Genomic DNA, 22,051 nt, shown 5'->3' with positions numbered 1-22,051 from the left:
GCAGAAATGAAATCTGCCGCCTGATTTCAACACTTGGTTAACCATGATCGCGCCTAAACGCGTTCAGGGTTTGCGCCTAGGCCACGCTTCAGGCCGCGGTGACGACCACTTTTTCCCCGTCGGGCGCAAGCGTCACGCTGAGCCCGCAGGCCTGCGCCAGCAGCCGCGTATAGTAAGGCTGCACCGCATGCGCATCGACGGATGCCGTCGAATTCACGCTCAAGAGATCGGCGATGTTCTGCGGCAGGCGGGCGTTCAGGCCGGCCGAGGTCACGCGAAAACTCATCGTCTCGCCGTCGCCGATCGGATCGATCGTCAGCGTACCGCCGCGCGGGATCGTCTGCTGCGCAATGATCAGCATGTTCAACAGCAGCTTGACGCGGTTCTTCGGCAGCAACAGCCGCGGCAGATTCCATGTGATGGTGATCTTGCCGTCCTCGATGTGGCCGCGCGCCATGGTCTGGGCATCGCCGAGATCGATCTGCGCGCCCGCCGATCCCGCCGCTCCAAACGCCAGGCGGCAGAACTGCAACCGTGCGGAGGCGGTCTTGGCGCTCTTGCGGATCAGATCGAGCGCGAAATCGCGGTCTTCGGGCTTCGGGTTGTCGTCCAGCACCTCAAGCCCATTGACGATGGCGCCAACCGGGCTGATGAGATCGTGACAGACTCGCGAACACAACAGCGCCGCAAGTTCGAGGGCATCGGGAGCAGGACCGGGAGACGAAGTGCCAGACATCATGGGTTCCTGGAAAGCCGCCTGGTCGCAAATTGCTGGCGGGCAGTTACGAATCACGCGTGCTTATCGATTTGATACACTGCGCAGGCCCGTGCTGCCAGCACGGGGCGGCAATGGTAAGGCAGGACGAACGGCAAATAGGCTTAAGCCATGAATGAGGCACGTCCACACGACCGCGATACCGCCGCGACGCTGATCGAGCCGCTGACCGACATCGTGATCCGGGCGGGTGCGGCCATCCTCGCCGTCAACCGTTCCGCCATGAAGGTCGACGGCAAGACCGACGGCTCGCCGGTAACGGAGGCCGATCTGGCGGCCGACCGAATCATCGCCGAAGGCCTTGCCCAGGTGGCGCCCGACATACCGTCGCTGTCGGAAGAGCGCGCCGAGCAGGCCACCTTGCCCTATCAGGAAGGTTTCTTCCTGATCGACCCGCTGGACGGCACCAAGGAATTCGTCGCCGGTCGCAACGAATTCACCGTCAATCTGGCGCTGGTAACCCACGGGACGCCGCTGCTCGGCATCATCAGCGCGCCCGCGCTCGGGCTGATCTGGCGCGGCATTGTCGGCCGTGGCGCGGAACGGCTGACGGTTGGCAAGGGCAAGCCGCTGATCGAGCCGGTTCGCACCCGCCTCTGCCCGCCGCGCGGCCAGCCATGGACGGTCGCGGTCAGCCGCTCGCATGGCGATGCCAGGACCGAATCCTTCATTGCGGCAAGGCCGGGTGCAGTACGGTGCGAGCTTGGCTCGGCGGTCAAATTCGGCCGGGTCGCCGAAGGCTGCGTCGATATCTATCCCCGGCTGTCGCCGACTTCGGAATGGGACGTGGCGGCGGGCCATGCGGTCGTTACGGCGGCCGGCGGCAGGATCACGGATTCAAACGGTGCGGCGCTGGTATTCGGCACGGCGCGAAAGGGCTTTATCGTTCCGGAATTCATCGCCTGGGGCGATCCGAAGGCGGTTTGAGTTTCGTAGCCCGGGCGAGCGAAGCGACCCCGGGAGCGGTGGTAACAAAAACCAACGGATATTCGATTTGGCCGGCACCGCCCCGGGGTCGCTGCGCTCGCCCGGGCTACGGCAGCTCGCTACTGCGCGAGCCCGCGCTCCAGCGCTGGCCAGCGCGCCGTGGCGTCTTTCAGGAAGCGCGCCGGCTCGGCGGCGAACGCATCGCGGTTCTCCTCGCGGCCGAATAGATAGAGCCGCTGGCCCGCGACCACCCAAAAGCGCGGGTTGCCCGCATAGGTGACCCCTCGTCCCAGATCGACCGGGTCATAGCCGCCGAACTGGGGCCCGTAGATTTCCGGATGCGCCACGAAAGAAGCGCGATTGCCCTCGTTGCGGAAACGCCAGACGGCGCCGGCTTCGCGGGCCTCGAAATCGGGCACCCCCTGGGCTGCCATGGATTCGGTGAAATAGGCGACGGGATCGAAGCCCTCGATGGCGAGTCCGGAATAGCGGTTTACGACCACCCGCTCGGTGGTCGCGGCCCACACGGCGGAATCAAGGCTGAGCGCAGCAAAAAAGCCTGCCAATAAGGCAAAAAGGGCTATTCCGAGGCGTGAACCGTATCTTTCCTGCCGTTGTGCCGTCATAGTTGGTGCCGATAACATTGCGAGTCGAGGGGACACTGGGCGCAACCTAGAGCCATGCTGTTGGCGTCAGGTTAAGGCGGCGGCCAGAATTTCGATGCCAGGGGTTCTTTCATGACGTTTGCTTCACGCCTTGCCGCGGTGACGTTCGCCGCGCTGATGTGCTGGACCGTGCAGGCTTCCGCACAGCAGCCGCAGCAGGCACCATATCCGCAACAGCAGCCGCCGCCGGGATCCTATCCGCCGCCGCAACGCCAGGCGGGGCCCGAGACCTTTGGACCCGACGAACTGGTTTCGGCCGGGCACAAGTTCTTCGGCAACGTCTCGCGCGGGCTTGCCTCGGTCATCGAGCGCGCGGTCAGCCAATGGGGCCTTCCCAACGGCTATGTGCTCGGCGAGGAAGGCTCGGGCGCTTTTGTGGCAGGCCTGCGGTATGGCGAAGGCACGCTCTACACCAAGAACGCCGGCGATCTGCGGGTCTACTGGCAGGGGCCGTCGGTCGGCTTCGACTGGGGTGGCGACGGCGCGCGCACCATGACGCTGGTCTACAACCTGCCCGCCACCAACGCGATCTATCAGCGCTTCGTCGGCATCGACGGCTCCGCCTATATCGTCGGCGGCTTCGGCATGACCGCGCTCACCGCCAACAACATCGTGCTGGTGCCGATCCGCTCTGGCATCGGCCTTAGGCTCGGCGCCAACGTCGGCTATCTCAAATATACCCCGCGCGCGACCTGGAACCCATTCTGAGCCGGTTGCCGGATATCCACACGCAACTCGTCCTGCCGATTCAGGTTAACGCGGCAATGGGCTGGTGTTGCCCCGGCGCGGCGTGGCATTGTGATTAACGAATCCTTGTCTGTGTGGAGTGACCATCCATGATCGAGCCGATCATGTATCTGGCGATCGGTTTTCTGGTCTCCATGCTGTTCGGTCTGATGATCGTGCCGCTGGTGCATAACCGTGCGGTGCGCCTGACGACGCGGCGGCTCGAGGCGGCAACCCCGCTGTCGATGGCCGAGATCCAGGCCGACAAGGATCAGCTGCGCGCGGAATTCGCGATGTCGGCGCGACGGCTCGAAATGAACGTCGAGCAGCTCAAGAACAAGACCACGAGCCAGCTCGCCGAACTCGGCAAGAAGAGCGACGCGATCAACCGCATGAAGATCGAGCTCGGCGAAAAGAACGCCACGATCTTTTCGCTCGAAGCGCGCGAGAAGGCGGTGAAGGAGCAGTTGCGCGCCACCGAAGAGGAATTCGCGGCCAAGACCGAGCTCTTGCGCAGCGCCGAACAGGCGCTGACCGACAAGCAGGCCGAGCTCGCCAGGATCAATCACGAATTGAATGATCGTGCGATGACGGCGGACAGCCGCCAGGTCGAGTTGGTCGCGGTGCGCACGCAGATCGAGCAACTGAAGGGCCGCGTCGGCGACGCCGAAAAGGAATTTTCGACGACGCAGACCCGCCTCGCCCAGGAGCGCGCCGACTCCGAGCGCGCGACGCACGAACTGAGCGAAGCGCGCAGCCGCGTCGAAAATTTGAGCCAGCGCGTCACCGACCTCGACCGGCAATTGATCGTCCAGATCAAGGAAGCCGAGATGCTCGGCAACCGCGTCAACGACCTCGAAGCGCGGCTGGCGACGCAAGGCAAGATCCTGGCCGAACGGGAATACGAAAACAATCAGCTCAGGCAGACGAACGAAAACGCCGAACGCGCGGCACGCGAACTGCGCGCGGAGATCGCGGCGACGAATGGCGGCAAGTCGCCGGTCGTCGAGAAATTGCGCAGCGAGAAGGCCGCCGTCGAGGAGCAGCTTCGTATCGCCCGCGACGAGCGCGCCAAACTGCAGCGTGACATCAACGCCATCCAGCAGCAGGCCGAAAGCTCGTGGCAGACCGAGCGGATGGAAAACGCGCTGCTGCGTGAGCGCATCAACGACATCGCCGCCGAGGTCGCAAAACTCGCCATGCAGCTCGAGGGCCCGAATTCGGCGATCGAGGCCATGCTGGCCGCGGAACCGCCAAAAACCCCGGCCAAGCCCGCCAACGACGTCACCGGGGCCGCAGCCGCCTCGGAAGGCGGCGGGACGCTGGCAGAGCGCATCCGCGCGCTACAGTCACACGCTTCGCGGGCCCGCCAGCAGGGGGCGTAATTCGCCCAATTTTTGTTCTGACGCGTTTTCTTGTCGCGAACCGGTGCCCACTTCGCTTGAAAACGCTACGGCGCGGCCTGACTATCGCTTGACACTGAGGGCCCGCCCTTCGTAAATCGCGGGCTCTGACGGCCCTCGTTTTCGCCGTTCCCGGACGCATAGCTCAGCGGGAGAGCGTTCCCTTCACACGGGAGAGGTCCAAGGTTCGATCCCTTGTGCGTCCACCATTCTCCTTTATAATCAACGATGTAATGGATCAACTCCCTAGGGTGTGCCCCGAACAACCTGGGGCACAATGGGGGCACTTCAGCACGGTCGCCAAAAATCGCTCACCGCCGATGCGATCCCGACGCCACTTAAGAAACTTGGCTGATCCATTACGGCGACATCCGTTTCGGCAACATCGTAATGCGACACGACTAATAGAACTGGAGAGTTCGCTCCACCTGACGGCGATCGGTTCGGCCACTTCGAAATTGCCTCCGAGAATCTCGTTGTCGGAGACCATTGGAAGGTTTCTGTCGCGTTATGGATTTCAACCAGCCGAAGCCATGAAGACAAAGGCACGGTGAGCTTCGGCTCCTCTTGATCCCTTCCCTCCTCTATGACCACGGCTCGCCCAACGAGGAGGCGCTGGGCTACCCGTGCCCCAATCCCTCGGCGTGTGCACCGCTTGCTTCGGCGCCGTGATGAGTCAGTGGCTTCATGCCCGTAAGGGTACGCAGCAGCACGTAGAACACCGGCGTCAAGAACAGGCCGAAGATAGTGACGCCGATCATGCCCGAGAACACAGCGACGCCCATGGCACGTCGCATCTCCGAGCCCGCACCGGTAGACAGCACCAGCGGCAGCACGCCCATGATGAACGCCATCGAAGTCATCAGGATCGGACGCAGCCGCAGGCGGCTGGCCTCGATTGCGGCGCGGATCGGCGAACGGCCGGCAAATTCGAGCTCGCGCGCGAATTCGACAATCAGAATCGCGTTCTTGGCCGACAGGCCTACCAGCACGATCAGGCCGATCTGGGTAAACACGTTATTGTCGCCCTTGGACAGCCAGACGCCGAACATCGCGGCCAGCAAACCCATCGGCACGATCATGAGGATCGACAGCGGCAGCGTGAGGCTTTCATAGAGCGCGGCCAGCACCAGGAACACCAGCAGGATCGCCAGCGGAAATACCCACAGGCCGGAATTGCCCGCGATGAACTCCTGGTAGGTCAGGTCGGTCCATTCGAAGGCGAATCCGGGCGGTAGCGTTTCGGCCGCAATGCGCGTGGCCGCTTCCTGGGCCTGTCCGGACGAAAAACCAGGCGCCGCGGCAGCGTTGACGTCCGACGACAGGAAGCCGTTGTAGCGGATGGCGCGTTCAGGACCTGCGCTTTGGCGAATCTTCAGGAGCGCCGATAATGGCACCATGTCGCCGGATGCGGAGCGAACCTTCAATTGGCGGATGTCGTCCGCCCGCGCGCGGAACGGCGCGTCGGCCTGGACATAGACCGAATAGGTCCGGCCGAACTTGTTGAAGTCGTTGACGTAGAACGAGCCCAGATAGATCTGCAGGGTGTTGAATACTTCCGTCACGGGAACGCCGAGCTGCAGCGCCTTGGTGCGGTCAACGTCGGCGAACAGTTGCGGCACGTTGACCTGGAAGCTTGAGAACGCTCCGGCAATCTCGGGCGCTTTGGAGAGCGCCGCCATGAAGGCCTTGGTCGTCTCATTGAGTGCCTCATAGCCGAGCCCCGCGCGATCCTCGATCTGGAGCTTGAAGCCACCGATGGTGCCAAGACCGTTGACCGGCGGCGGTGGGAATATGGCGATGAACGCCTCCTGAATTCCCGCGTATTTCTTATTAAGCTCGGCAGCAATCGCATTACCGCTGAGCGAGGGATCCTTGCGCTCCTCGAACGGCTTCAGCGTCGAGAATACGATGCCCGCATTGGAGGAGTTGGTGAAGCCGGAGATCGACAGTCCCGGAAACGCCACCGAGCTTTGCACGCCGGGCTGGGTCAGCGCGATGTCGCTCATCTTGCGGATCACTTCCTCGGTCCGGTCCAGCGTCGCGCCGTCCGGCAGCCGCGCAAAGCCGACCAGATATTGCTTGTCCTGCCCGGGTACGAAGCCGCTCGGCACCTGTTTGAACAGCACAGCGGTGGCGCCGACCAGCAGAATATAGACACCGATGACAACGGACTTGCCGAAGATCACCTTTGTCACGCTGCGACTGTAGCTGTCGGACGAACGCGTGAAGACCTTGTTGAAGCCGCGGAAGAACCAGCCGAGCGCCTTGTCGAGGACGAGGGTGAGCTTGTCTTTGGGATCGTTGTGCCCCTTCAAGAGCAGCGCCGCAAGCGCCGGAGACAAGGTCAGCGAATTGACCGCCGAGATCACGGTCGAGATCGCAATCGTCAGCGCGAATTGCTTGTAGAACTGTCCAGTCAGACCACTGATAAAGGCCAGCGGCACGAATACCGCGATCAAGACCATTGCGATTGCGATGATCGGCCCCGACACTTCTTTCATGGCCTGATACGTCGCGTCCCGCGGCGACAGGCCGCCTTCGATGTTGCGCTCAACGTTCTCGACCACGACGATGGCATCGTCGACCACGATGCCGATCGCGAGCACCAGGCCGAACAGACTGAGCGCATTGATCGAGAAGCCGAACACGTGCATGACCGCAAACGTGCCGACGATCGACACCGGCACCGCCAATAGCGGGATGATCGACGCCCGCCAGGTTTGCAGGAACAGGATCACGACAAGCACGACCAGCGCGACCGCCTCGAGCAGCGTGTGAATCACCGCTTCGATCGACGAGCGCACGAACTGGGTCGGGTCGTAGACGATCTGGTATTCGACGCCTTCCGGCATGTTCTTCTTGATCTCGGCCATTGTCGCGCGGACGTTGTCCGATATCTGAAGCGCGTTGGATCCCGGCGCCTGGAAGATTGGGATCGCCACCGCCTGCTTGTTGTCAAGCAGCGAGCGCAGGCCATATTCCGATGCGCCGAGTTCGATGCGCGCGACTTCGCGCAACCGCGTCACCTCGCCGCGCCCCCCCGTTTTGACGACGATGTCGCCGAACTGCTCTTCGGTGTTGAGGCGGCCTTCGGCATTGACAGAAAGCTGGAGATCAAGGCCCTTGACGCTGGGCGAGCCGCCGACCACGCCGGCCGCCGCCTCGACGTTCTGCGCCTGGATCGCCTTGACGATGTCGTTGGCAGTCAGGCCGTGCTCGGAAGCTTTTTGCGGGTCGACCCAGACCCGCATCGAATAATCGCCGGCGCCGTAAAGCTGGACGTCGCCGACGCCATCGATGCGCGCCAGCCGGTCCTTGACGTTGAGCACGGCGTAGTTCCGCAAATACGTCATGTCGTAACGGTTGTTCGGCGACAGCAGATGCACGACCATAGTCAGGTCGGGCGAGCTCTTCTTGGTGATGATGCCGAGCTGCCGGACCACGGCCGGTAGCCGCGGCTCAGCCTGCTGCACGCGGTTTTGCACCAGTTGCTGGGCCTTGTCCGGGTCGGTGCCGAGCCGGAAGGTCACCGTCAGCGTCATCGCGCCGTCGGTCGTCGCCTGGCTTGCCATATAGAGCATGCCCTCGACACCGTTGATCTGCTCCTCGATCGGTGTCGCAACCGTCTCGGCGATAACTTTTGGATTGGCGCCGGGATAGGTCGCGCGCACCACCACCGAGGGCGGCACGACGTCGGGATATTCCGAGATCGGCATCGCCATCAGCGAAATCAGGCCGGCAAGAAAAATCAATACCGACAAGACGCCCGCGAAGATCGGCCGGTCGATGAAGAATTTGGAGAAATTCATGAATTGTGCCCCTGCGCAAGCGTTTAGCGCTGCGCGACGTGTTGGTTATCGTCCGTGGAGGCGCGCTGCGAACCACGCACGCCCATCTCGGCCACTTCCGTTTTCACGAGCGCGCCAGGACGCAGCCGTTGCAGGCCATTGACCACGACGCGATCTCCCGATTTCAGGCCTGAGGTGACGACGCGAAGCCCTTCGACGCTGCCGCCGAGCGTGATCGGGCGATAGAGCGCACGATTGTCCGAGCTTATGACCATCACGAATTTCTTGTCCTGATCGGTGCCGATCGCGCGCTCGTCGACCATGACAAGCGTCTGCTGCTTCGGCTGGCCCATCCGCACCCGCGCGAACTGGCCCGGGATCAGCCGGCCATCGTCATTGTCGAAGGTGGCGCGAACGCGGATGGTGCCGCTCTGGCCGTTGACCTGGTTGTCGATCAGCTGGATGCGCCCCTTGAGGGTGGCGCCCGAAGACGTCGACATCTCTACCGGAATTTGATCGAGTTTGCCGCGCTTGCCGCCGGCATCAGCGATTGAACCGATAGCGCGCAACACGACGTCTTCGTCGGCATCGAAACTGGCGTAGATCGGATTGACCGAAACCAGCGATGTCAACACCGGCGATGAGGTCCCGGCCGCAACGAGATTGCCGACCGTCACCTCGATCTTGCCGACCCGTCCGTCGACGGGCGCGCGCACATCGGTGTAGCCAAAATTGAGCTTGGCGGTTTGCAGCGTCGCTTCGGCCGCCTTCACATTGGCGATGGCTTCGCGATTTGCGTTGTCGCGCTGATCGTAGTCCCGCCGGGTCACGACGTTATTGCCGACAAGCTGCGCGGCGCGTTCGAGCTCGCCAGCGGTGAAGACCACACGCGCCTTGGCGGCTTCAAGCTGGGCCTGAGCCTTGTCGACCTCCGCCGCGTAAGGCGCGGGATCGATCTTGAACAGCAAATCGCCCGCCTTCACCAGTTCCCCCTCGGTGAAATTGGTCGATTGGATCGCACCTGCAACCCGTGGGCGGAGCTCGACCCGGTTGACAGCTTCCAGGCGCCCGGAGAAATCGTCCCACAGGCTGGTCTGGCGCGGCTCGACCACTGCCACCGTGACCGCAACCGCGGGTTCAGCCGCGGCAACGTTTTGGGTCGCCTGGGCGGGATTTTGAAAGTAGCGACCGGTCAGCGTCGAGCCGGCAGCAACAGCGGCGCCCAGGATCACAACGCCGAAGACGATGCTTCGGAATCGACCTGGACGGCGGATGTCGGAAAAGGGGGGCATTTGCGCGCTCCATAATTGTAGTGTTCGCTACAGATGTGGAGCTGGACGCGGTTTCGCAAGATACTTATGTATCAGACACTACGAAAACTGTAGCCTAAATTCGAGAAGTGTGGAAAATCTTAAATAAATCAAATAAAAACAAATAGATAGAGCCACAGGACGCCGATTCAGACAGACGTCCGGTTCGAGGGAGTAACGAAATGGCCATGGGACGTCCCCGCGAGTTCGACGCCGGATCTGCGTTGGATCAAGCGATGGAAGTGTTTTGGCGGCACGGCTACGAAGGCGCGACCATCGCGCAACTCACCGATGCCATGGGCATCAATCCTCCAAGTCTCTATGCCGCATTCGGCAACAAGGAGGGGTTGCTGAAAGCTGCCCTCGACCGATACTCGGCCAAACGCGCTGCTTGGATGGACGAGGTCTTGGCGGCGCCGTCCGCTCGCGACGTCGCGGAAAGGATGCTGATGGGCATCGCGGACACCCAAACTGATCCTGCCAACCCACCCGGTTGTCTGCTGGTGCAAGGAGGTCTTGCTTGCGGGACGGGCTCGGAGAATGTCCCCTTCGAACTCGCCGCGCGCCGCGCATTGACCGAGGATCAGGTACGCGAGCGTTTCATCCGAGCGAAGCGCGAGGGTGACCTCAAGGAAACCGCCGATCCAGTAGCCTTGGCGCGCTATCTTTCCGCAGTATCCGTAGGCATGGGCGTGATGGCATCATCAGGCGTCGATCGCGAGGCGTTGCGACAAGTGGCGACCGTGTCCATCAACGCGATTGAACAGCAGTCGACCAACTCCTGAAGGAAGGCCGATTGCGGGGCGCTATCGACGTAACAGCACCGATGGCGAGCGCTTATCGTTGGGGTTGGCGGAAGCCGCTTCGGCGATGGCAGACCGCAGGCTCGCCTGTGGGCTAACTTTGCGAACCGCCGCAATTAATTCGACTGCGACGGGGCAACCCGCTGATTAAACGCCATCTAGCAATTTCAATAGCTTGGCGGTTGTTTCCAAATGAGGAAGGCAGCCTTCTCGGAAGGCTCAGTTGCGAAAGGCACACGGGGGCAACGTTGCGCGCGTGCCGACTGCGAAGAGACACTCCCGCACGCAGAATTCCGATAGAGCCCAAGCACTCCATTTAGTCATGCGCACGTCATGCTTTGCTTATAGCCGGTCATATTGACAGCAGATTGCGCCGCTTGTGGAGTTTACGATGCCCGCCTTGTCCGATCTCCCGGTAGTTGGCGCCGCGTTGACCAGCACGACTCTCGCCTTGCACCGCAATTGGATTCTCGAACGACAACGCGACCTCGAGATCCAGGATTTCTTCGAGGCGGAGACGCTCGACGGCGACTGGCGCGCACGCGTTGAGTTGATCCGCAAGCTTCTCGATGGCTATGAAGGCCGGCTCGGCATTCACGGGCCTTTCTGGGGCTTCAAGATCGACAGCCAGGATCCGCTGATCCGCGCGGTCGTCACCAAGCGTTTGCTTCAGGGGCTCGAGGTTTGCGAGGCACTCGGCGCAACACAGATGGTCATCCATTCGCCCTACTCGACCTGGGATTACAACAATCTCGATATTAATCCGGGCGCCCGCACGCGCGTCATCGAGCGGGTCCACGCGACGCTCGGGGATGTTGTGAAACGCGCCGAAGGCTTCGGCTGCGAACTCGTCATTGAAAACATCGAGGATAAGGATCCAATGGACCGCGTTCAGCTTGCGAATAGTTTCGCAAGTCCGGCCGTGCGCGTCTCGCTGGATACCGGCCACGCAAACTACGCCCACGGCTCCACCGGCGCTCCGCCTGCCGATTTCTACGTCGATGCCGCCGGCGACGCACTTGCCCATGTCCATCTCCAGGACACCGATGGCTATGCGGATCGGCACTGGCTTCCCGGTGAAGGCAACATCGGCTGGCCGGCGGTCTTTCGCGCGCTGGGCCGTCTTTCATCCCGTCCGCGCCTGATCATTGAGGTGAAGGACCAGACCAACATCCGCGCAGGCGCGGCGCATCTCGAAGCGTTGGGACTGGTGGTCTGACGCGACGGCCGCGCGGCCCGGGCGCGTTGCACCCGGGTCTCGTGCGCGGAATATCCGCTCGCTTTGTCTGAGAAGGAGAAGTCCATGATACGCCCCTCCCGCCGTTCGATCGTCGGCCTCGGCGCCGCCGCAGCCGGCACGCTGTTGCTGCCGCGCTTCGCGATTGGCCAGACTGACAGCCGGCCGACGATCACGATCGCGGTGCAGAAGGTCACCAATTCGAACACCCTCGATGTGCTGCGCGAACAGTCCAACGTCGGGGAACGCGTGTTCTTCTCCTCGCTGTGGGAAGCGCTGATCGGAAAGAACTGGCGCGGCAGCCTGGAAACAGTTCCGGGCCTCGCCACCGAATGGCGCCGCATCGACGACCAGACCGTCGAGTTGAAGCTGCGTCCAGGCGTGAAGTTTCACAATGGCGACGAGATGACGGCCGAGGACGTCGTGTTCAGCTTCGGCCGTGAGCGCATGTTCGGCAGCACCGAGGCCAAGAATCGAACAACGATCAAGGCGTTCGAACAGATCCCGACGCCCCGGCCCGGTAAAGAACTGCCGCCTGAAGTCTCTGCCGCGGCCCGCCGCATCTGGCCGGATCTCCTGCGCGTCGACGCCGTGGATAAATACACGGTGCGCTTCGTCAATGCGACGCCGGATGTAACGCTGGAAGGCCGCCTGTCCCGTTACGGCTCCAACATCCTGAGCCGGCGCGGCTGGGAAGCGGCCGCGAGCTACCTCGACTGGGCGCGCAAGCCGGTCACGGCAGGTCCTTACAAGGTTGTCGAGTTCAAACCCGACGTGTCGCTGACGCTGGAGGCCCACGACGAATACTGGGGCGGCCGGCCGCCGCTGAAGCGCATCCGGTTCGTCGAGGTTCCGGAAGTCTCGAGCCGCGTCAACGGACTCATTTCCGGCGACTATCAGTTCGCCTGCGACATTCCGCCGGACCAGATTGTCGACATCGAGAAGAATGCTGGCTTCGAGGTTCAGGGCGGCACGATCCTCAACCACCGCCTGACCGTGTTCGACAAGAATCATCCGCAGCTCGCCAATCCGCTGGTGCGCCGCGCCTTCACCCACGCGATCGACCGCCAGGCAATCGTCGACAGCCTTTGGTCCGGACGCACGCGTGTGCCGCGTGGCCTGCAATGGGAGTACTACGCCGACATGTTCCAGGCCGACTGGACGGTTCCGGAATACGATCCGGCCCTGGCACAGGGTCTCCTGAAGCAGGCGAACTACAAGGGCGACGCGATTCCATACCGGTTGCTCAACAACTACTACACCAACCAGGTGGCGACTGCGCAGATCCTCGTTGAGATGTGGAAGGCCGTCGGACTCAACGTCCAGATCGAGACCAAGGAGAACTGGACCCAGATCATGGAGCGCTCCAACACACGCGCGGTGCGTGACTGGTCCAACTCCGCGCCGTTCAACGATCCGGTTTCTTCCATCGTCGCGCAGCACGGACCGAACGGCCAGCAGCAGCAGATCGGCGAATACGCCAACGCCGAAGTCAATACGCTCTCGGAATTCCTGGAAACCTCGACCGATCGCCCCGCACGCAGGAAGGCCTTCCGCCGCATGCTGGAAATCTGCGAGCGCGAAGACCCCGCTTACACGGTGCTGCATCAGAACGCGGTATTCACCGCCAAGCCGAAGTCAATCAAATGGAAGGCTGCGCCAGCCTTCGCGATGGATTTCCGCGCCGGCAATTTCGAGGTCTGAAGCCGATGGCGCCGCTGGTCTCGATCGAAAGCCTCACGGTCGCCTTCGATGGCGTAACGGTGTTGCACGGGATCGATCTGCAGGTCGAGCGCGGCGAAGCGCTTGGCCTGGTCGGCGAGTCCGGATCCGGCAAGTCCGTCACCTGGCTCGCCGCCCTTGGTCTTCTGCCAAAGGCCGCGTCGATTGGCGGCCGCGTCAGGCTGGAAGGCGCCGACATCCTCGGCGCCGCGCCGGCCGACCTCGACCGGGTTCGCGGCGGGCAGATCGCCATGATCTTTCAGGATCCGGCAAGCGCGCTCAATCCGGTGCTGTCCATTGGCAGACAGATCGGTGAAAGCCTCGCGCTGCATCGGGGCGTCTCCGGCGCGTCGATCCGGTCCGAAGCCCGGCATCTGCTCGATCTTGTCGGCATTCCCGACCCGGAGCGACGTCTCTCCGCCTACCCGCACGAATTCTCGGGCGGCCAGAATCAGCGCATCATGATCGCCATGGCGCTCGCCGGAAATCCGGACCTGCTGGTCGCCGACGAACCGACGACGGCGCTCGACGCGACAATTCAGTCCCAGATTCTCGAACTGATCGGCCGTGTCCGGCGGGAAACCGGCATGGCGCTCGTGCTCATCAGTCACGACCTCGGCGTCGTTGCCGAAAATTGCGACCGGGTCGCCGTGATGTATGCGGGCCGCATCGTCGAGGAAGCCGCGGCGGACGAACTGTTCGCCGATCCGCGTCATCCGTATACGCGGGGCCTGACGGGCGCGCTGCCGCCGATCGATGGTCCGCGCCGCCGACTGACCGCGATATCCGGCATGGTACCGAATCCGAAGGCGATGCCGCCCGGCTGCGCATTCGCGCCGCGCTGCGCTTCGTCCGACCGGCTCTGCGAAAACAAGCCGCCGCTTTTGCGCGCAATCGGCGAACGGCGACGGCTCGCCTGCGTGCTGGAGAGCGGTGCGCCGCTGTATTCGCCTCCGTTGGAGGCTGCGGCGGAATGACGGCGCCTCTCGTCAAGGTCGACGCCATCGTCCGCAGCTATCGGATGCGAACCGGCATGTTCGGGCGTGTCACCGACCTGCGCGCGGTCGACGGCGTCTCGCTCGACATCCGGCGCGGCGAAACGCTGGGTCTCGTCGGCGAGTCCGGCTCCGGTAAATCGACCACCGGACGGATGGTTCTCGGGCTCGAAGCGCCCGACAGCGGCTCGGTCGCCTTCGACCAGGCGGCAATGCCGACGACCGGCTCTCCGGCATGGCGTTCACAGCGTGCCCGCATGCAAATGATATTTCAGGACCCGCTCGGGGCACTCGATCGCCGCTGGACGATCGCGAGACAAGTGCGCGAGCCGTTCGACATCCACGCCATCGGCGACGATGCCTCCCGCGCAGCGCACACCGACGAACTGCTCCGTTCGGTCGGCCTCTCGCACGATCAAGGCCTGCGCTATCCGCACGAGCTCTCCGGCGGGCAGCGGCAACGGGCGGTGATTGCCCGAGCGCTGGCAACGCGGCCGGACTTCCTGGTCTGCGATGAACCAGTCAGCGCGCTCGATGTATCGATCCAGGCTCAGGTCATCAACCTGCTGATCGACCTGCAGGCGGAACTCGGGCTCACCATGCTGTTCATCAGCCACGATTTGCGCGTCGTGCGACAGATCAGCCGGCGGGTCGCGGTGATGTATCTTGGCCGTATCGTTGAGCTCGGCGATGCGGACCACCTCTTCGCCGCCCCGCAGCACCCCTATACGCGCGCGCTGGTCTCCGCATCGCCGGCACCAGGACGGCGCAGCACCGAGCGGATCGTTCTGACCGGCGATCCGCCAAATCCCGCCGCCCGGCCAGCAGGCTGTGCCTTTCACCCGCGCTGTTCTCACGCCTTCGCGCGCTGCCGCGTAGAATCGCCGACGCTCGTCGAGATCACGCCCGATCGCAGCGTCGCCTGCCATCTGATCGATGCCGGGACCGTCCCGGCCGCCGCTTCGGAGGCCGCGGCCTGATGCTACGATTTTTCGCCGTCCGTGTTGCCCGCGCAATGCTCACCATCGCGCTGGTCGTCACCTTTGCCTTTGTCGTGCTGCGCCTCTCCGGTGATCCGGCGCTGATCATCATGGGACCGGAAGCGCCGCCGGAGGTGATCGCCGCCTTCCGCAAGGCCTGGGGATTAGATGACCCGATCTGGATACAATATCTCGACTATTTCGGCGCGATCGCGCGAGGCGAACTCGGCCGCTCGATGCGGGACGGACGACCGGCGATCCAGCTGGTCGCGGAGCGGATTCCGGCGACGCTGGTTCTCACAATCCCAGCGCTGCTCCTCAAGCTTGGCATCGGCATTCCCGCCGGCATCCTGGCCGCGCTTCACCGCGGCAGCGTCATCGACCGCGCGGTGATGGCGGCGGCTGTCGCCGGCTTCACCGTCCCGAGCTTCGTTCTCGGCCTCGTGCTCGTTCTCATCTTCGCCGTACAGCTTGGCTGGTTACCCTCTGGCGGTCAGGACAGCTGGCGACATGCCATCCTGCCCATCATCACGCTCGGTATCGGCGGCGCTGCGGTACTGGCGCGATTTACCCGCAGCGCGATGCTGGAAGTGCTTGGTCAGCCCTACGTGCGGACCGCGTCGGCCAAGGGCGTCGCATGGCGCGCGGTCGTCACCCGGCATGCGCTGCCAAATGCGGCGATCCCAACCGTGACGATCGTCGGCTTCATGGTGGGGACGTTGATCGCCGGAGCCGTCGTCGTCGAAAGCGTATTTTCCTGGCCCGGCGTTGGCAGGCTGCTGGTGGTCGCGGTGGCCAACCGTGATCTCGCGGTGGTCCAATGTGTTCTGCTGCTGGTAGCTGCGACGATGGTCGCCTCGAACCTCGTCGTCGACTTCCTCTACGGATTCCTCGATCCGAGGCTGCGGACCGGAACACCGGCGGGAGCGCATTGAGATGGCCGACCTGTCGCTTCCGCAGCAGCGCGCCGCCCGTCGACGTCTCTCGCTGCCGAAAATCCCGACTTCGGTGGTGGTGGCGGTTGTCTGGATTCTCGCAATCCTTGTCGTCGCACTGCTTGCGGACCAGATCGCGCCCTACAGCCTGACCCGCATGGACCTGAAGAACCGGCTGTCGATGCCCGGCAATGCGGCGCATTGGCTTGGAACCGACGAACTCGGCCGCGACGTGCTCTCGCGCCTGCTATTCTCGATTCGGATTTCGTTGCTGATCGCCTTCGGCGCGACGACGATTTCCGCCGTGCTGGGCACATTGCTCGGCTTCCTGGCAGCGCATTTCCGCGGCCTGATCGAACAGATCGTGCTCATGCTGGCTGACTTTCAGGCCAGCATGCCGTTCCTGATCCTGGCGCTGGCCGTGCTGGCCTTCTTCGGCAGTTCGTTGCAGCTCCTCGTGTGTCTCATGGGGCTCTATGGTTGGGAGCGGTACGCGCGGATTGCGCGCGGCCTTGCCATCTCGGCTGCGGCGCAGGGCTATGCGGGAGCGATCCGGCAACTCGGCGCGACGCCTTCCAGGATCTATTTCCGGCACATTCTCCCCAACATCGCCTCGACCCTGATCGTCTCCATGACGCTCGTATTCCCCGAAGTGATTCTGCTCGAGTCCGGCCTGTCGTTTCTGGGCCTCGGCGTGCAGCCTCCGATGACCAGCCTCGGCAACATGGTCGGCTATGCCCGCGAATATCTTGGCCGCGCGCCGTGGATCATGCTTGCCCCGGCCACGACCATCGTCCTGACCACCCTCGCCGTCTCGATCATCGGCGACTGGCTGCGCGACAAGCTTGATCCAACCATGAAATAGCCCCGCTCCCATTTCGGATATCGTCATGCCCCATCCCATCGTCGTCACCGTCATTTGCGACGGCCACAGGCCAGATTTTGTCTCTGACGAGACGACGCCGCACATGGCGCGCCTCAAGCGTGCGGGAACGTGGTTTGCGAATCACCGAGGAATTTTTCCATCGGCCACCCGCGCCTCGTCTGCCTCGATCGCCACCGGCTCATGGCCTCGGTCGCATGGCCTGCGCGGAAACACCGTCGCCCTGCCCATGGCCGGCGGTCATGAGGTCCATGACGCCGGCAAACCAGAGTTCTACGATGCCTATCGCGATCACTTCGGCCGCCTGTTGGCGCGCCGATCATTGGCCGAACGCGTGGCACCTCTCAACGGCGCCGTCCTGTGCTCCAACGTCTCGCCCGGAGCGGCGTACTTCCATGATTCATACGGTCATGGAACCTTGCTGCATCGTGAGCTGTCTTATGCTCCGGGACGCCAGCCTCTCAAGGAGACAATCGATGCGCCGCCCGGAAGCATCGGCGATGCCTTGCTGGCAGATCGCTTTGTTGCCGTTCTCGCTTCGAATCCGCCTTCGACCGCAACTTTGTGGTTATCCGAACCCGACAAGACGATGCACGCGTTCCCACTTGGTTCGCCGGAGCATTTCCTCGCCCTGCGTGCGGTCGATGATCATGTCGGCGCGGTTGCCCGAGCCGTCGAACGGCTACGGGACAACGGCCACGACGTTCTCTTTTTGATAGGTTCCGATCACGGACATGAATCCGTGACGGAAACAATTCCGGTAGAGCGCCGACTGTTCGAGGCCGGATTCAAGACCTCGCTCGAAAGTTCCGAAATTGTCGTCGCGCCGCAGGGCTCATCCGCCTTCATTCATTTTGGCGGCAGCTCACTGTCGCGCCGCGCCGAGGTCGCCTCCTGGCTCAGCGGACAGCCTTGGGCAGGCCGCATCATCATCGGCGAAGACCTTGCCGAACTGGGCCAGATCCCCGGCGAAGATCTGCTTGCCGTCGATATGGCGAAGAGCTCGGGCTCAAACCGCAACGGCATTCCCGGCCTGACCGCCATGGCGGTGCGGTTTTCCGAGCAGGAGGACGCGATCCGTCGAGATTGCGGTATGCATGGCGGCCTGGGCGCTTACGAAACGCAGCCGACGCTGATCGCGGTAGGACGTGGCTTTGAGGCCGGTGCGTCGATCACGAAAACGAGCCGCATCATCGACATTGCTCCGACAGCACTGGCCCATCTCGATCTTCCTCTTGACGAGCTCGACGGAACTGCGCTGCAGAAGTGGCCGTAGCCGGTGCACACATCGTGCACACGCTCGCGCCACCGTTAAGCGCGCGCTCCCCCCAAATTGCGCCAACGCAAACGCACGTTAGCCCGACCTAGATCAACCAGCTTTCGCTAGCGGCATCGTGTCAGATATGTAGCCGCGACCAAATCTCGGTGCTCGTTGTTTCGAAGCACAACGCATCATTTCGATTGGTTGTCCGATTTACTCGCAGTAATACCCTGTTCTACGATGAGGACTGGTTGCGGCCGGAGGGGCCACTTTTCCGGATCATGCTCTAATAAAATCAATGGCCCTCCTGAATTTTCCTCTTCCGTTCACCCATTGACAGTGGTGAGGAATTTTCTGCGTTCAGAATGCCGCCGCTCCCGCATTGCGTCCTGCCGCAGAAGCTGCACAAGCAAATCTGGGGCGGGCTGATCGTCTCGCATCATGATCGTGAGACCGCACCTCGCGAGGAACCGTGCGGCCCTATCGCAACTGTTACCGGCGCCATGCGGTGAGATTCGGCACGATCTATAGTCCGCGAGCTGCTATGCTTGCGGGCGTCGTTGCGACACGTCCTGCTGTCTTTAGGACCGGAAATGAGTTTGGGATGTGGATCGATTCCAGGTGAAGGCCTCCTCGGTCGCCAAGGCTTCTGCGTGAGAGAGTGCTCCACGCCGCCGAGGAGCGAGCTAGCCGCTGTGGTAACGCGCAGCCATCCCGCCACCCTAAGCAGGCGTACGGACACCGAATAGATTTCAGGACGGTCGCTGGGACATCATTGAGGCCGCTTTGGCAATGAGCCACTTTCGCTCTTCCTCCGAATATTGATCCCATGGTCGTAACGAGTGCTCAAACAGCTGGGCTAACTCGTCAAACTGCTCGCGAGCATTGAGCAGCTCAAGTAGCTCTGAGATCTCTGGATCAATATTGTTCACGGGAAAATCTCGAAGGCGCGCAATCGCCATCGCGCCTGATCGCAGATCGATATGAGCGTAAAAAGACGATTTCAGCGCAAACTTGTGAAACGAGCGCGGCTTCTTTGTGAGTAGACCGCCAATAGCTGGTGAACCTTGTTCGCAAAGTAATTTGTCGTGACCGGCGGCAAGCGGGTCGCGCAGAAAAAAATTAAGTCAGATCCCAAACACCCAGATTGCGACGATGGTGCCGAGCGTCGCTAGCCCGCTGATGGTCCATCCGGTTGCGTAGGAGATGTCGTCGTCGCCGGTGCCGCGCATCGCGTCGGGGCCGGTGCTTGCTGACCGCCACTGCATGGCATTGCTCCACGAAGCCTGCCTGCAGGGATAACGCCGGTCCGGGTTCCCGGTTCCGTTCTATTTTGGCGGCCGTCGGAGAGACTGCGCTCTCTTGTGCGATCAGGCGAAGGAAAGCCGGCGTGCGTCGGAAGGCGCAATTTCGTTTTCGTCGCCGACAATGATGGTGACTTTCCACCCCTCGCTGGCCCAGACCCGAGCTTTGGCAACCGCCACCAGCATGCTGCTTCGTTCCATCCTGACGGTCTCGTCCTTGCGTTCCGCCACGATTCTGTACGCCATGCCACACCCCCTACGCACGTAGAACTACTGGGGAACGATGTTCGGTTACCGCTTTGTCCGCAATTGGCCGACAATTTGTCCAATCGGGGGCATGGTTAACGCCGGGTTAAGGGTGCAAAAGCGGCTTTGGGGGCCCTCTTTGGCCCCTATTTGGCGGCTTTTCGAACGTCAAGCGCCGGTTTTGTCACTCCATCCAGCCCGGTCAGGATCAGGACGGTCAAAAGCGCGTTCTGCGGGCCGTACCAGGCGTTAACCGGCTTGTACCATTCGTTGCGCGAGTGCCAGTTGCCGCCCTCCCCGCCGCCGCCGATGGTGACGGCCGGGATGCCGAGCGACATCGCGATGTTGGAGTCGGTCGAGGAGCCGGCAAAAGTCGGCCGCGGCCCGCGGGTGACGGCCGAGACCGCGCGCTGGGTCGCCAGCACGATCGGCGAATCCATCGCCACGATGCCCGCTGGCCGGTCGCCGATCAGCTTGGCCTCCACCGTCATCTTGTCCGATTTCCAGCGCGCGTTTTCATCCGCCACCGCCTCCTTGACGAGATCGAGCAGCCGCGCCTCGAGCTTGAGCAGTTCGTCGGTCGAGTTCGAGCGCATGTCGACGGCCATCCGCGCCTCGGCGGCGATGGCGTTGACCGAGGTGCCGCCGGTCACGGTGCCGACGGTAAAGGTGGTCTTGGGATTGGATGGCGGCTGCAGTTCCGAGATTTTCGCGATCGCCCGGCCCATCGCGTGCGTCGCGCTCGGCAATCCGAACTCCTGGAACGAGTGCCCGCCGGGTCCCTTGAAGATAAATTCGTAACGATGGCTGCCGGTCGCCTGGTTGACGACGCGGGTGATGCCGAGCCCGTCGATCGAGATGAAGCCGTCAATGTCAGTGTGATCGCGGAACAGCGCCTTGACGCCGCGCAGATTGCCGAGTTCTTCCTCGCCGACCGTGCCGACGAACATGATGTCGCCGACGGTCGCGATCTGGTTTTCGTTCATCACCTTGATCAGCGACAGCATCGTGGCAAGCCCGCGCGAATCGTCGCCGATGCCTGGCGCTACAATCGCGCCGTCCTTTTCCTTCACGGTGACGTCGGTGCCTTCGGGAAACACCGTGTCGAGATGCGCCGACACCACGAGCTTCGGCCGGCCGCCGCCGCTGCCCTTGCGCAGCGCGATCACATTGCCTTCGCTGTCGATCGACGCATCCTTGAAGCCGAGTTCCTGCATCCGCTTCTGATAATATTCGGCGCGGATTTTTTCCTTGAACGGCGGCGCCGGAATTTCGGTGATGCGCTTCTGCTCGGCAAAGGCCCGCTCGTCGTCGGCCTTGATGTCGTCGAGCGTCTTGACGATTTTGGGATGGGCGAGAATGGCTTCCAGGTCGGGCGCGGAAGCCGGCTGAGCGAGAGCCTGCTGCACCAGCGCATGCTGCGCGACGGCGGCAAAGGCGATGGCCAGGATCGATCGAGTGAGTGTCATCAAAAAATCTCCGTTTGCAGGATTCATCCTGCGCTTAAGCCCGCATCCTTCAGCCGGCCTGCGAACCAGATGGACAAGGCCTGGTCGAAGACGCCGCTGGTATAGACTTCCGACGTTGTGACCTGCGTCTTGCCGAGCGTCAGCAGCACGCCGATCCAGTAGGCGAACCACAGATGCGGATCGGTCAGCGCCCGCAGCTTGTGCTGGTCATGCTCGAGCGGCTGATGATTGGCCGATTTCCGCACCTCGACCGCGAGCAGATTGTTGGGAATGGCGCGCTGGTGCACCACGATGTCGGGATAGATGGATTTGGCGAGGTGATCGTCGGTCGAGACGATCGTTCCGTGCGGCAGCCGCAGCGTGCGATCTCCCAGCCGGTCGTATTCGCAGTCGATCTCCCAGCCCGGAAACTGCTTTTCGAAATGCACCGCCAGCCGGTGCGTCAGCGCGCGCTCGCCGGCCTCCTTTTCGAGCAGAAAGGCTTCGCACGCGTAAAACTCGTGAAGTGCGGTGATGACCTTGTTCAGTTCGGTCTGCATGACGCCTCCCACAAGTCCCGCCGTCATTGCGAGCCAACGGGGCGGCGCTTCGCGCCGACCCGTTGGCTCGCAATAACGAT

At 62.7% G+C, this 22,051-nt stretch carries 20 protein-coding genes and 1 tRNA gene; 12 read left to right on the top strand and 9 right to left on the bottom strand.

Annotated elements, in window-relative coordinates; all coding sequences use genetic code 11:
- Window positions 1–88 precede the first annotated feature (88 nt).
- Window positions 89–736: a histidine phosphotransferase ChpT gene (chpT, locus tag V1294_RS09805; protein ID WP_108522925.1), complete on the bottom strand. Its 648-nt coding sequence runs from the start codon at window positions 734–736 to the stop codon at window positions 89–91.
- A 150-nt stretch (window positions 737–886) separates the two neighbouring features.
- Here chpT and cysQ point away from each other — a divergent pair, with 150 nt between their 5' ends.
- Entirely contained in the window at window positions 887–1,702 is an 816-nt protein-coding gene (cysQ, locus tag V1294_RS09800; protein WP_334496676.1) for a 3'(2'),5'-bisphosphate nucleotidase CysQ, read from the top strand.
- Between the two features lie 119 nt (window positions 1,703–1,821).
- Here the strand turns inward: cysQ and V1294_RS09795 are convergent, their stop codons facing one another.
- Window positions 1,822–2,328, bottom strand: a complete 507-nt coding sequence (locus tag V1294_RS09795) for a YHS domain-containing (seleno)protein (RefSeq protein WP_334496674.1) — start codon at window positions 2,326–2,328, stop codon at window positions 1,822–1,824.
- 111 nt (window positions 2,329–2,439) lie between these two features.
- Here V1294_RS09795 and V1294_RS09790 point away from each other — a divergent pair, with 111 nt between their 5' ends.
- The 3 genes from V1294_RS09790 (at window position 2,440) to V1294_RS09780 (ending at window position 4,705) form a co-directional block, all read left to right on the top strand.
- A complete protein-coding gene (locus V1294_RS09790) occupies window positions 2,440–3,075 on the top strand; it encodes a DUF1134 domain-containing protein (protein ID WP_334496672.1) in 636 nt (211 codons plus the stop codon).
- 128 nt (window positions 3,076–3,203) lie between these two features.
- The gene (locus V1294_RS09785; protein WP_334496669.1) at window positions 3,204–4,478 is read left to right on the top strand and encodes a hypothetical protein; all 1,275 of its coding nucleotides are present in this window, start codon (window positions 3,204–3,206) and stop codon (window positions 4,476–4,478) included.
- A gap of 152 nt (window positions 4,479–4,630) precedes the next feature.
- Window positions 4,631–4,705, top strand: a tRNA-Val gene (locus V1294_RS09780).
- Window positions 4,706–5,116: 411 nt separating this feature from the next.
- Here V1294_RS09780 and V1294_RS09775 read toward each other — a convergent pair.
- Complete coding sequence (locus tag V1294_RS09775) at window positions 5,117–8,308, bottom strand: efflux RND transporter permease subunit (RefSeq protein ID WP_334496667.1); 3,192 nt, start codon at window positions 8,306–8,308, stop codon at window positions 5,117–5,119.
- A 23-nt stretch (window positions 8,309–8,331) separates the two neighbouring features.
- Window positions 8,332–9,579: an efflux RND transporter periplasmic adaptor subunit gene (locus tag V1294_RS09770; protein ID WP_334496665.1), complete on the bottom strand. Its 1,248-nt coding sequence runs from the start codon at window positions 9,577–9,579 to the stop codon at window positions 8,332–8,334.
- 200 nt (window positions 9,580–9,779) lie between these two features.
- On the opposite strand from V1294_RS09770, the gene V1294_RS09765 reads away from it, so the two are divergent.
- The 8 genes from V1294_RS09765 to V1294_RS09730 all read left to right on the top strand — a co-directional run bounded on the left by V1294_RS09765 (window position 9,780) and on the right by V1294_RS09730 (window position 18,428).
- Window positions 9,780–10,382: a TetR/AcrR family transcriptional regulator gene (locus V1294_RS09765; RefSeq protein WP_334496663.1), complete on the top strand. Its 603-nt coding sequence runs from the start codon at window positions 9,780–9,782 to the stop codon at window positions 10,380–10,382.
- A gap of 418 nt (window positions 10,383–10,800) precedes the next feature.
- A complete protein-coding gene (locus V1294_RS09760; RefSeq protein WP_334489511.1) occupies window positions 10,801–11,619 on the top strand; it encodes a sugar phosphate isomerase/epimerase family protein in 819 nt (272 codons plus the stop codon).
- 84 nt (window positions 11,620–11,703) lie between these two features.
- Complete coding sequence (locus tag V1294_RS09755; RefSeq protein WP_334496661.1) at window positions 11,704–13,341, top strand: ABC transporter substrate-binding protein; 1,638 nt, start codon at window positions 11,704–11,706, stop codon at window positions 13,339–13,341.
- 5 nt (window positions 13,342–13,346) lie between these two features.
- Window positions 13,347–14,336: an ABC transporter ATP-binding protein gene (locus tag V1294_RS09750; protein ID WP_334496658.1), complete on the top strand. Its 990-nt coding sequence runs from the start codon at window positions 13,347–13,349 to the stop codon at window positions 14,334–14,336.
- On the top strand, window positions 14,333–15,334 hold the full coding sequence (locus V1294_RS09745; RefSeq protein ID WP_334496655.1) for an ABC transporter ATP-binding protein: 1,002 nt from the start codon (window positions 14,333–14,335) through the stop codon (window positions 15,332–15,334). Before V1294_RS09750 ends, V1294_RS09745 begins: the two co-directional genes overlap by 4 nt.
- A complete protein-coding gene (locus V1294_RS09740; protein WP_334496653.1) occupies window positions 15,334–16,269 on the top strand; it encodes an ABC transporter permease in 936 nt (311 codons plus the stop codon). The genes V1294_RS09745 and V1294_RS09740 overlap by 1 nt, the downstream gene beginning before the upstream one ends.
- A 1-nt stretch (window position 16,270) precedes the next feature.
- Entirely contained in the window at window positions 16,271–17,134 is an 864-nt protein-coding gene (locus V1294_RS09735) for an ABC transporter permease (protein ID WP_334496651.1), read from the top strand.
- 25 nt (window positions 17,135–17,159) lie between these two features.
- Window positions 17,160–18,428 carry an alkaline phosphatase family protein gene (locus V1294_RS09730; protein WP_334496649.1) on the top strand — a complete coding sequence of 423 codons (1,269 nt, stop codon included), beginning with the start codon at window positions 17,160–17,162 and terminating at the stop codon, window positions 18,426–18,428.
- Window positions 18,429–19,165: 737 nt separating this feature from the next.
- On the opposite strand, the gene V1294_RS09725 is transcribed toward V1294_RS09730, so the two are convergent.
- From V1294_RS09725 to V1294_RS09705, 5 genes are all read right to left on the bottom strand, one after another.
- Window positions 19,166–19,345: a hypothetical protein gene (locus V1294_RS09725; protein ID WP_334496647.1), complete on the bottom strand. Its 180-nt coding sequence runs from the start codon at window positions 19,343–19,345 to the stop codon at window positions 19,166–19,168.
- 195 nt (window positions 19,346–19,540) lie between these two features.
- Window positions 19,541–19,681: a hypothetical protein gene (locus V1294_RS09720; protein WP_334504999.1), complete on the bottom strand. Its 141-nt coding sequence runs from the start codon at window positions 19,679–19,681 to the stop codon at window positions 19,541–19,543.
- 102 nt (window positions 19,682–19,783) lie between these two features.
- Window positions 19,784–19,963: a hypothetical protein gene (locus V1294_RS09715; protein WP_108522933.1), complete on the bottom strand. Its 180-nt coding sequence runs from the start codon at window positions 19,961–19,963 to the stop codon at window positions 19,784–19,786.
- 146 nt (window positions 19,964–20,109) lie between these two features.
- Entirely contained in the window at window positions 20,110–21,432 is a 1,323-nt protein-coding gene (locus V1294_RS09710) for a M20/M25/M40 family metallo-hydrolase (RefSeq protein WP_334496645.1), read from the bottom strand.
- Window positions 21,433–21,455: 23 nt separating this feature from the next.
- Window positions 21,456–21,971 carry a hypothetical protein gene (locus V1294_RS09705; RefSeq protein WP_334496643.1) on the bottom strand — a complete coding sequence of 172 codons (516 nt, stop codon included), beginning with the start codon at window positions 21,969–21,971 and terminating at the stop codon, window positions 21,456–21,458.
- Between the last annotated feature and the right edge of the window lie 80 nt (window positions 21,972–22,051).

The sequence above is a fragment of the Bradyrhizobium sp. AZCC 1678 genome (genome assembly GCF_036924765.1).
Taxonomy (GTDB): Bacteria; Pseudomonadota; Alphaproteobacteria; order Rhizobiales; family Xanthobacteraceae; genus Bradyrhizobium; species Bradyrhizobium algeriense.
The sequence above is the reverse complement of the archived record's forward strand: the minus strand, read 5'-3'. Positions and strand labels throughout refer to the sequence as shown.

What these genes read in the sequence shown, in the direction of transcription:
- V1294_RS09715 (WP_108522933.1), bottom strand. Translation starts at nt 19,963, where the DNA reads ATGGCGTACAGAATCGTGGCGGAACGCAAGGACGAGACCGTCAGGATG.
- V1294_RS09755 (WP_334496661.1), top strand. Translation starts at nt 11,704, where the DNA reads ATGATACGCCCCTCCCGCCGTTCGATCGTCGGCCTCGGCGCCGCCGCA.
- chpT (WP_108522925.1), bottom strand. Translation starts at nt 736, where the DNA reads ATGTCTGGCACTTCGTCTCCCGGTCCTGCTCCCGATGCCCTCGAACTT.
- V1294_RS09720 (WP_334504999.1), bottom strand. Translation starts at nt 19,681, where the DNA reads ATGCAGTGGCGGTCAGCAAGCACCGGCCCCGACGCGATGCGCGGCACC.
- V1294_RS09735 (WP_334496651.1), top strand. Translation starts at nt 16,271, where the DNA reads ATGGCCGACCTGTCGCTTCCGCAGCAGCGCGCCGCCCGTCGACGTCTC.
- V1294_RS09765 (WP_334496663.1), top strand. Translation starts at nt 9,780, where the DNA reads ATGGCCATGGGACGTCCCCGCGAGTTCGACGCCGGATCTGCGTTGGAT.
- cysQ (WP_334496676.1), top strand. Translation starts at nt 887, where the DNA reads ATGAATGAGGCACGTCCACACGACCGCGATACCGCCGCGACGCTGATC.
- V1294_RS09710 (WP_334496645.1), bottom strand. Translation starts at nt 21,432, where the DNA reads ATGACACTCACTCGATCGATCCTGGCCATCGCCTTTGCCGCCGTCGCG.
- V1294_RS09745 (WP_334496655.1), top strand. Translation starts at nt 14,333, where the DNA reads ATGACGGCGCCTCTCGTCAAGGTCGACGCCATCGTCCGCAGCTATCGG.
- V1294_RS09750 (WP_334496658.1), top strand. Translation starts at nt 13,347, where the DNA reads ATGGCGCCGCTGGTCTCGATCGAAAGCCTCACGGTCGCCTTCGATGGC.
- V1294_RS09785 (WP_334496669.1), top strand. Translation starts at nt 3,204, where the DNA reads ATGATCGAGCCGATCATGTATCTGGCGATCGGTTTTCTGGTCTCCATG.
- V1294_RS09795 (WP_334496674.1), bottom strand. Translation starts at nt 2,328, where the DNA reads ATGACGGCACAACGGCAGGAAAGATACGGTTCACGCCTCGGAATAGCC.
- V1294_RS09770 (WP_334496665.1), bottom strand. Translation starts at nt 9,579, where the DNA reads ATGCCCCCCTTTTCCGACATCCGCCGTCCAGGTCGATTCCGAAGCATC.
- V1294_RS09730 (WP_334496649.1), top strand. Translation starts at nt 17,160, where the DNA reads ATGCCCCATCCCATCGTCGTCACCGTCATTTGCGACGGCCACAGGCCA.
- V1294_RS09775 (WP_334496667.1), bottom strand. Translation starts at nt 8,308, where the DNA reads ATGAATTTCTCCAAATTCTTCATCGACCGGCCGATCTTCGCGGGCGTC.
- V1294_RS09705 (WP_334496643.1), bottom strand. Translation starts at nt 21,971, where the DNA reads ATGCAGACCGAACTGAACAAGGTCATCACCGCACTTCACGAGTTTTAC.
- V1294_RS09740 (WP_334496653.1), top strand. Translation starts at nt 15,334, where the DNA reads ATGCTACGATTTTTCGCCGTCCGTGTTGCCCGCGCAATGCTCACCATC.
- V1294_RS09790 (WP_334496672.1), top strand. Translation starts at nt 2,440, where the DNA reads ATGACGTTTGCTTCACGCCTTGCCGCGGTGACGTTCGCCGCGCTGATG.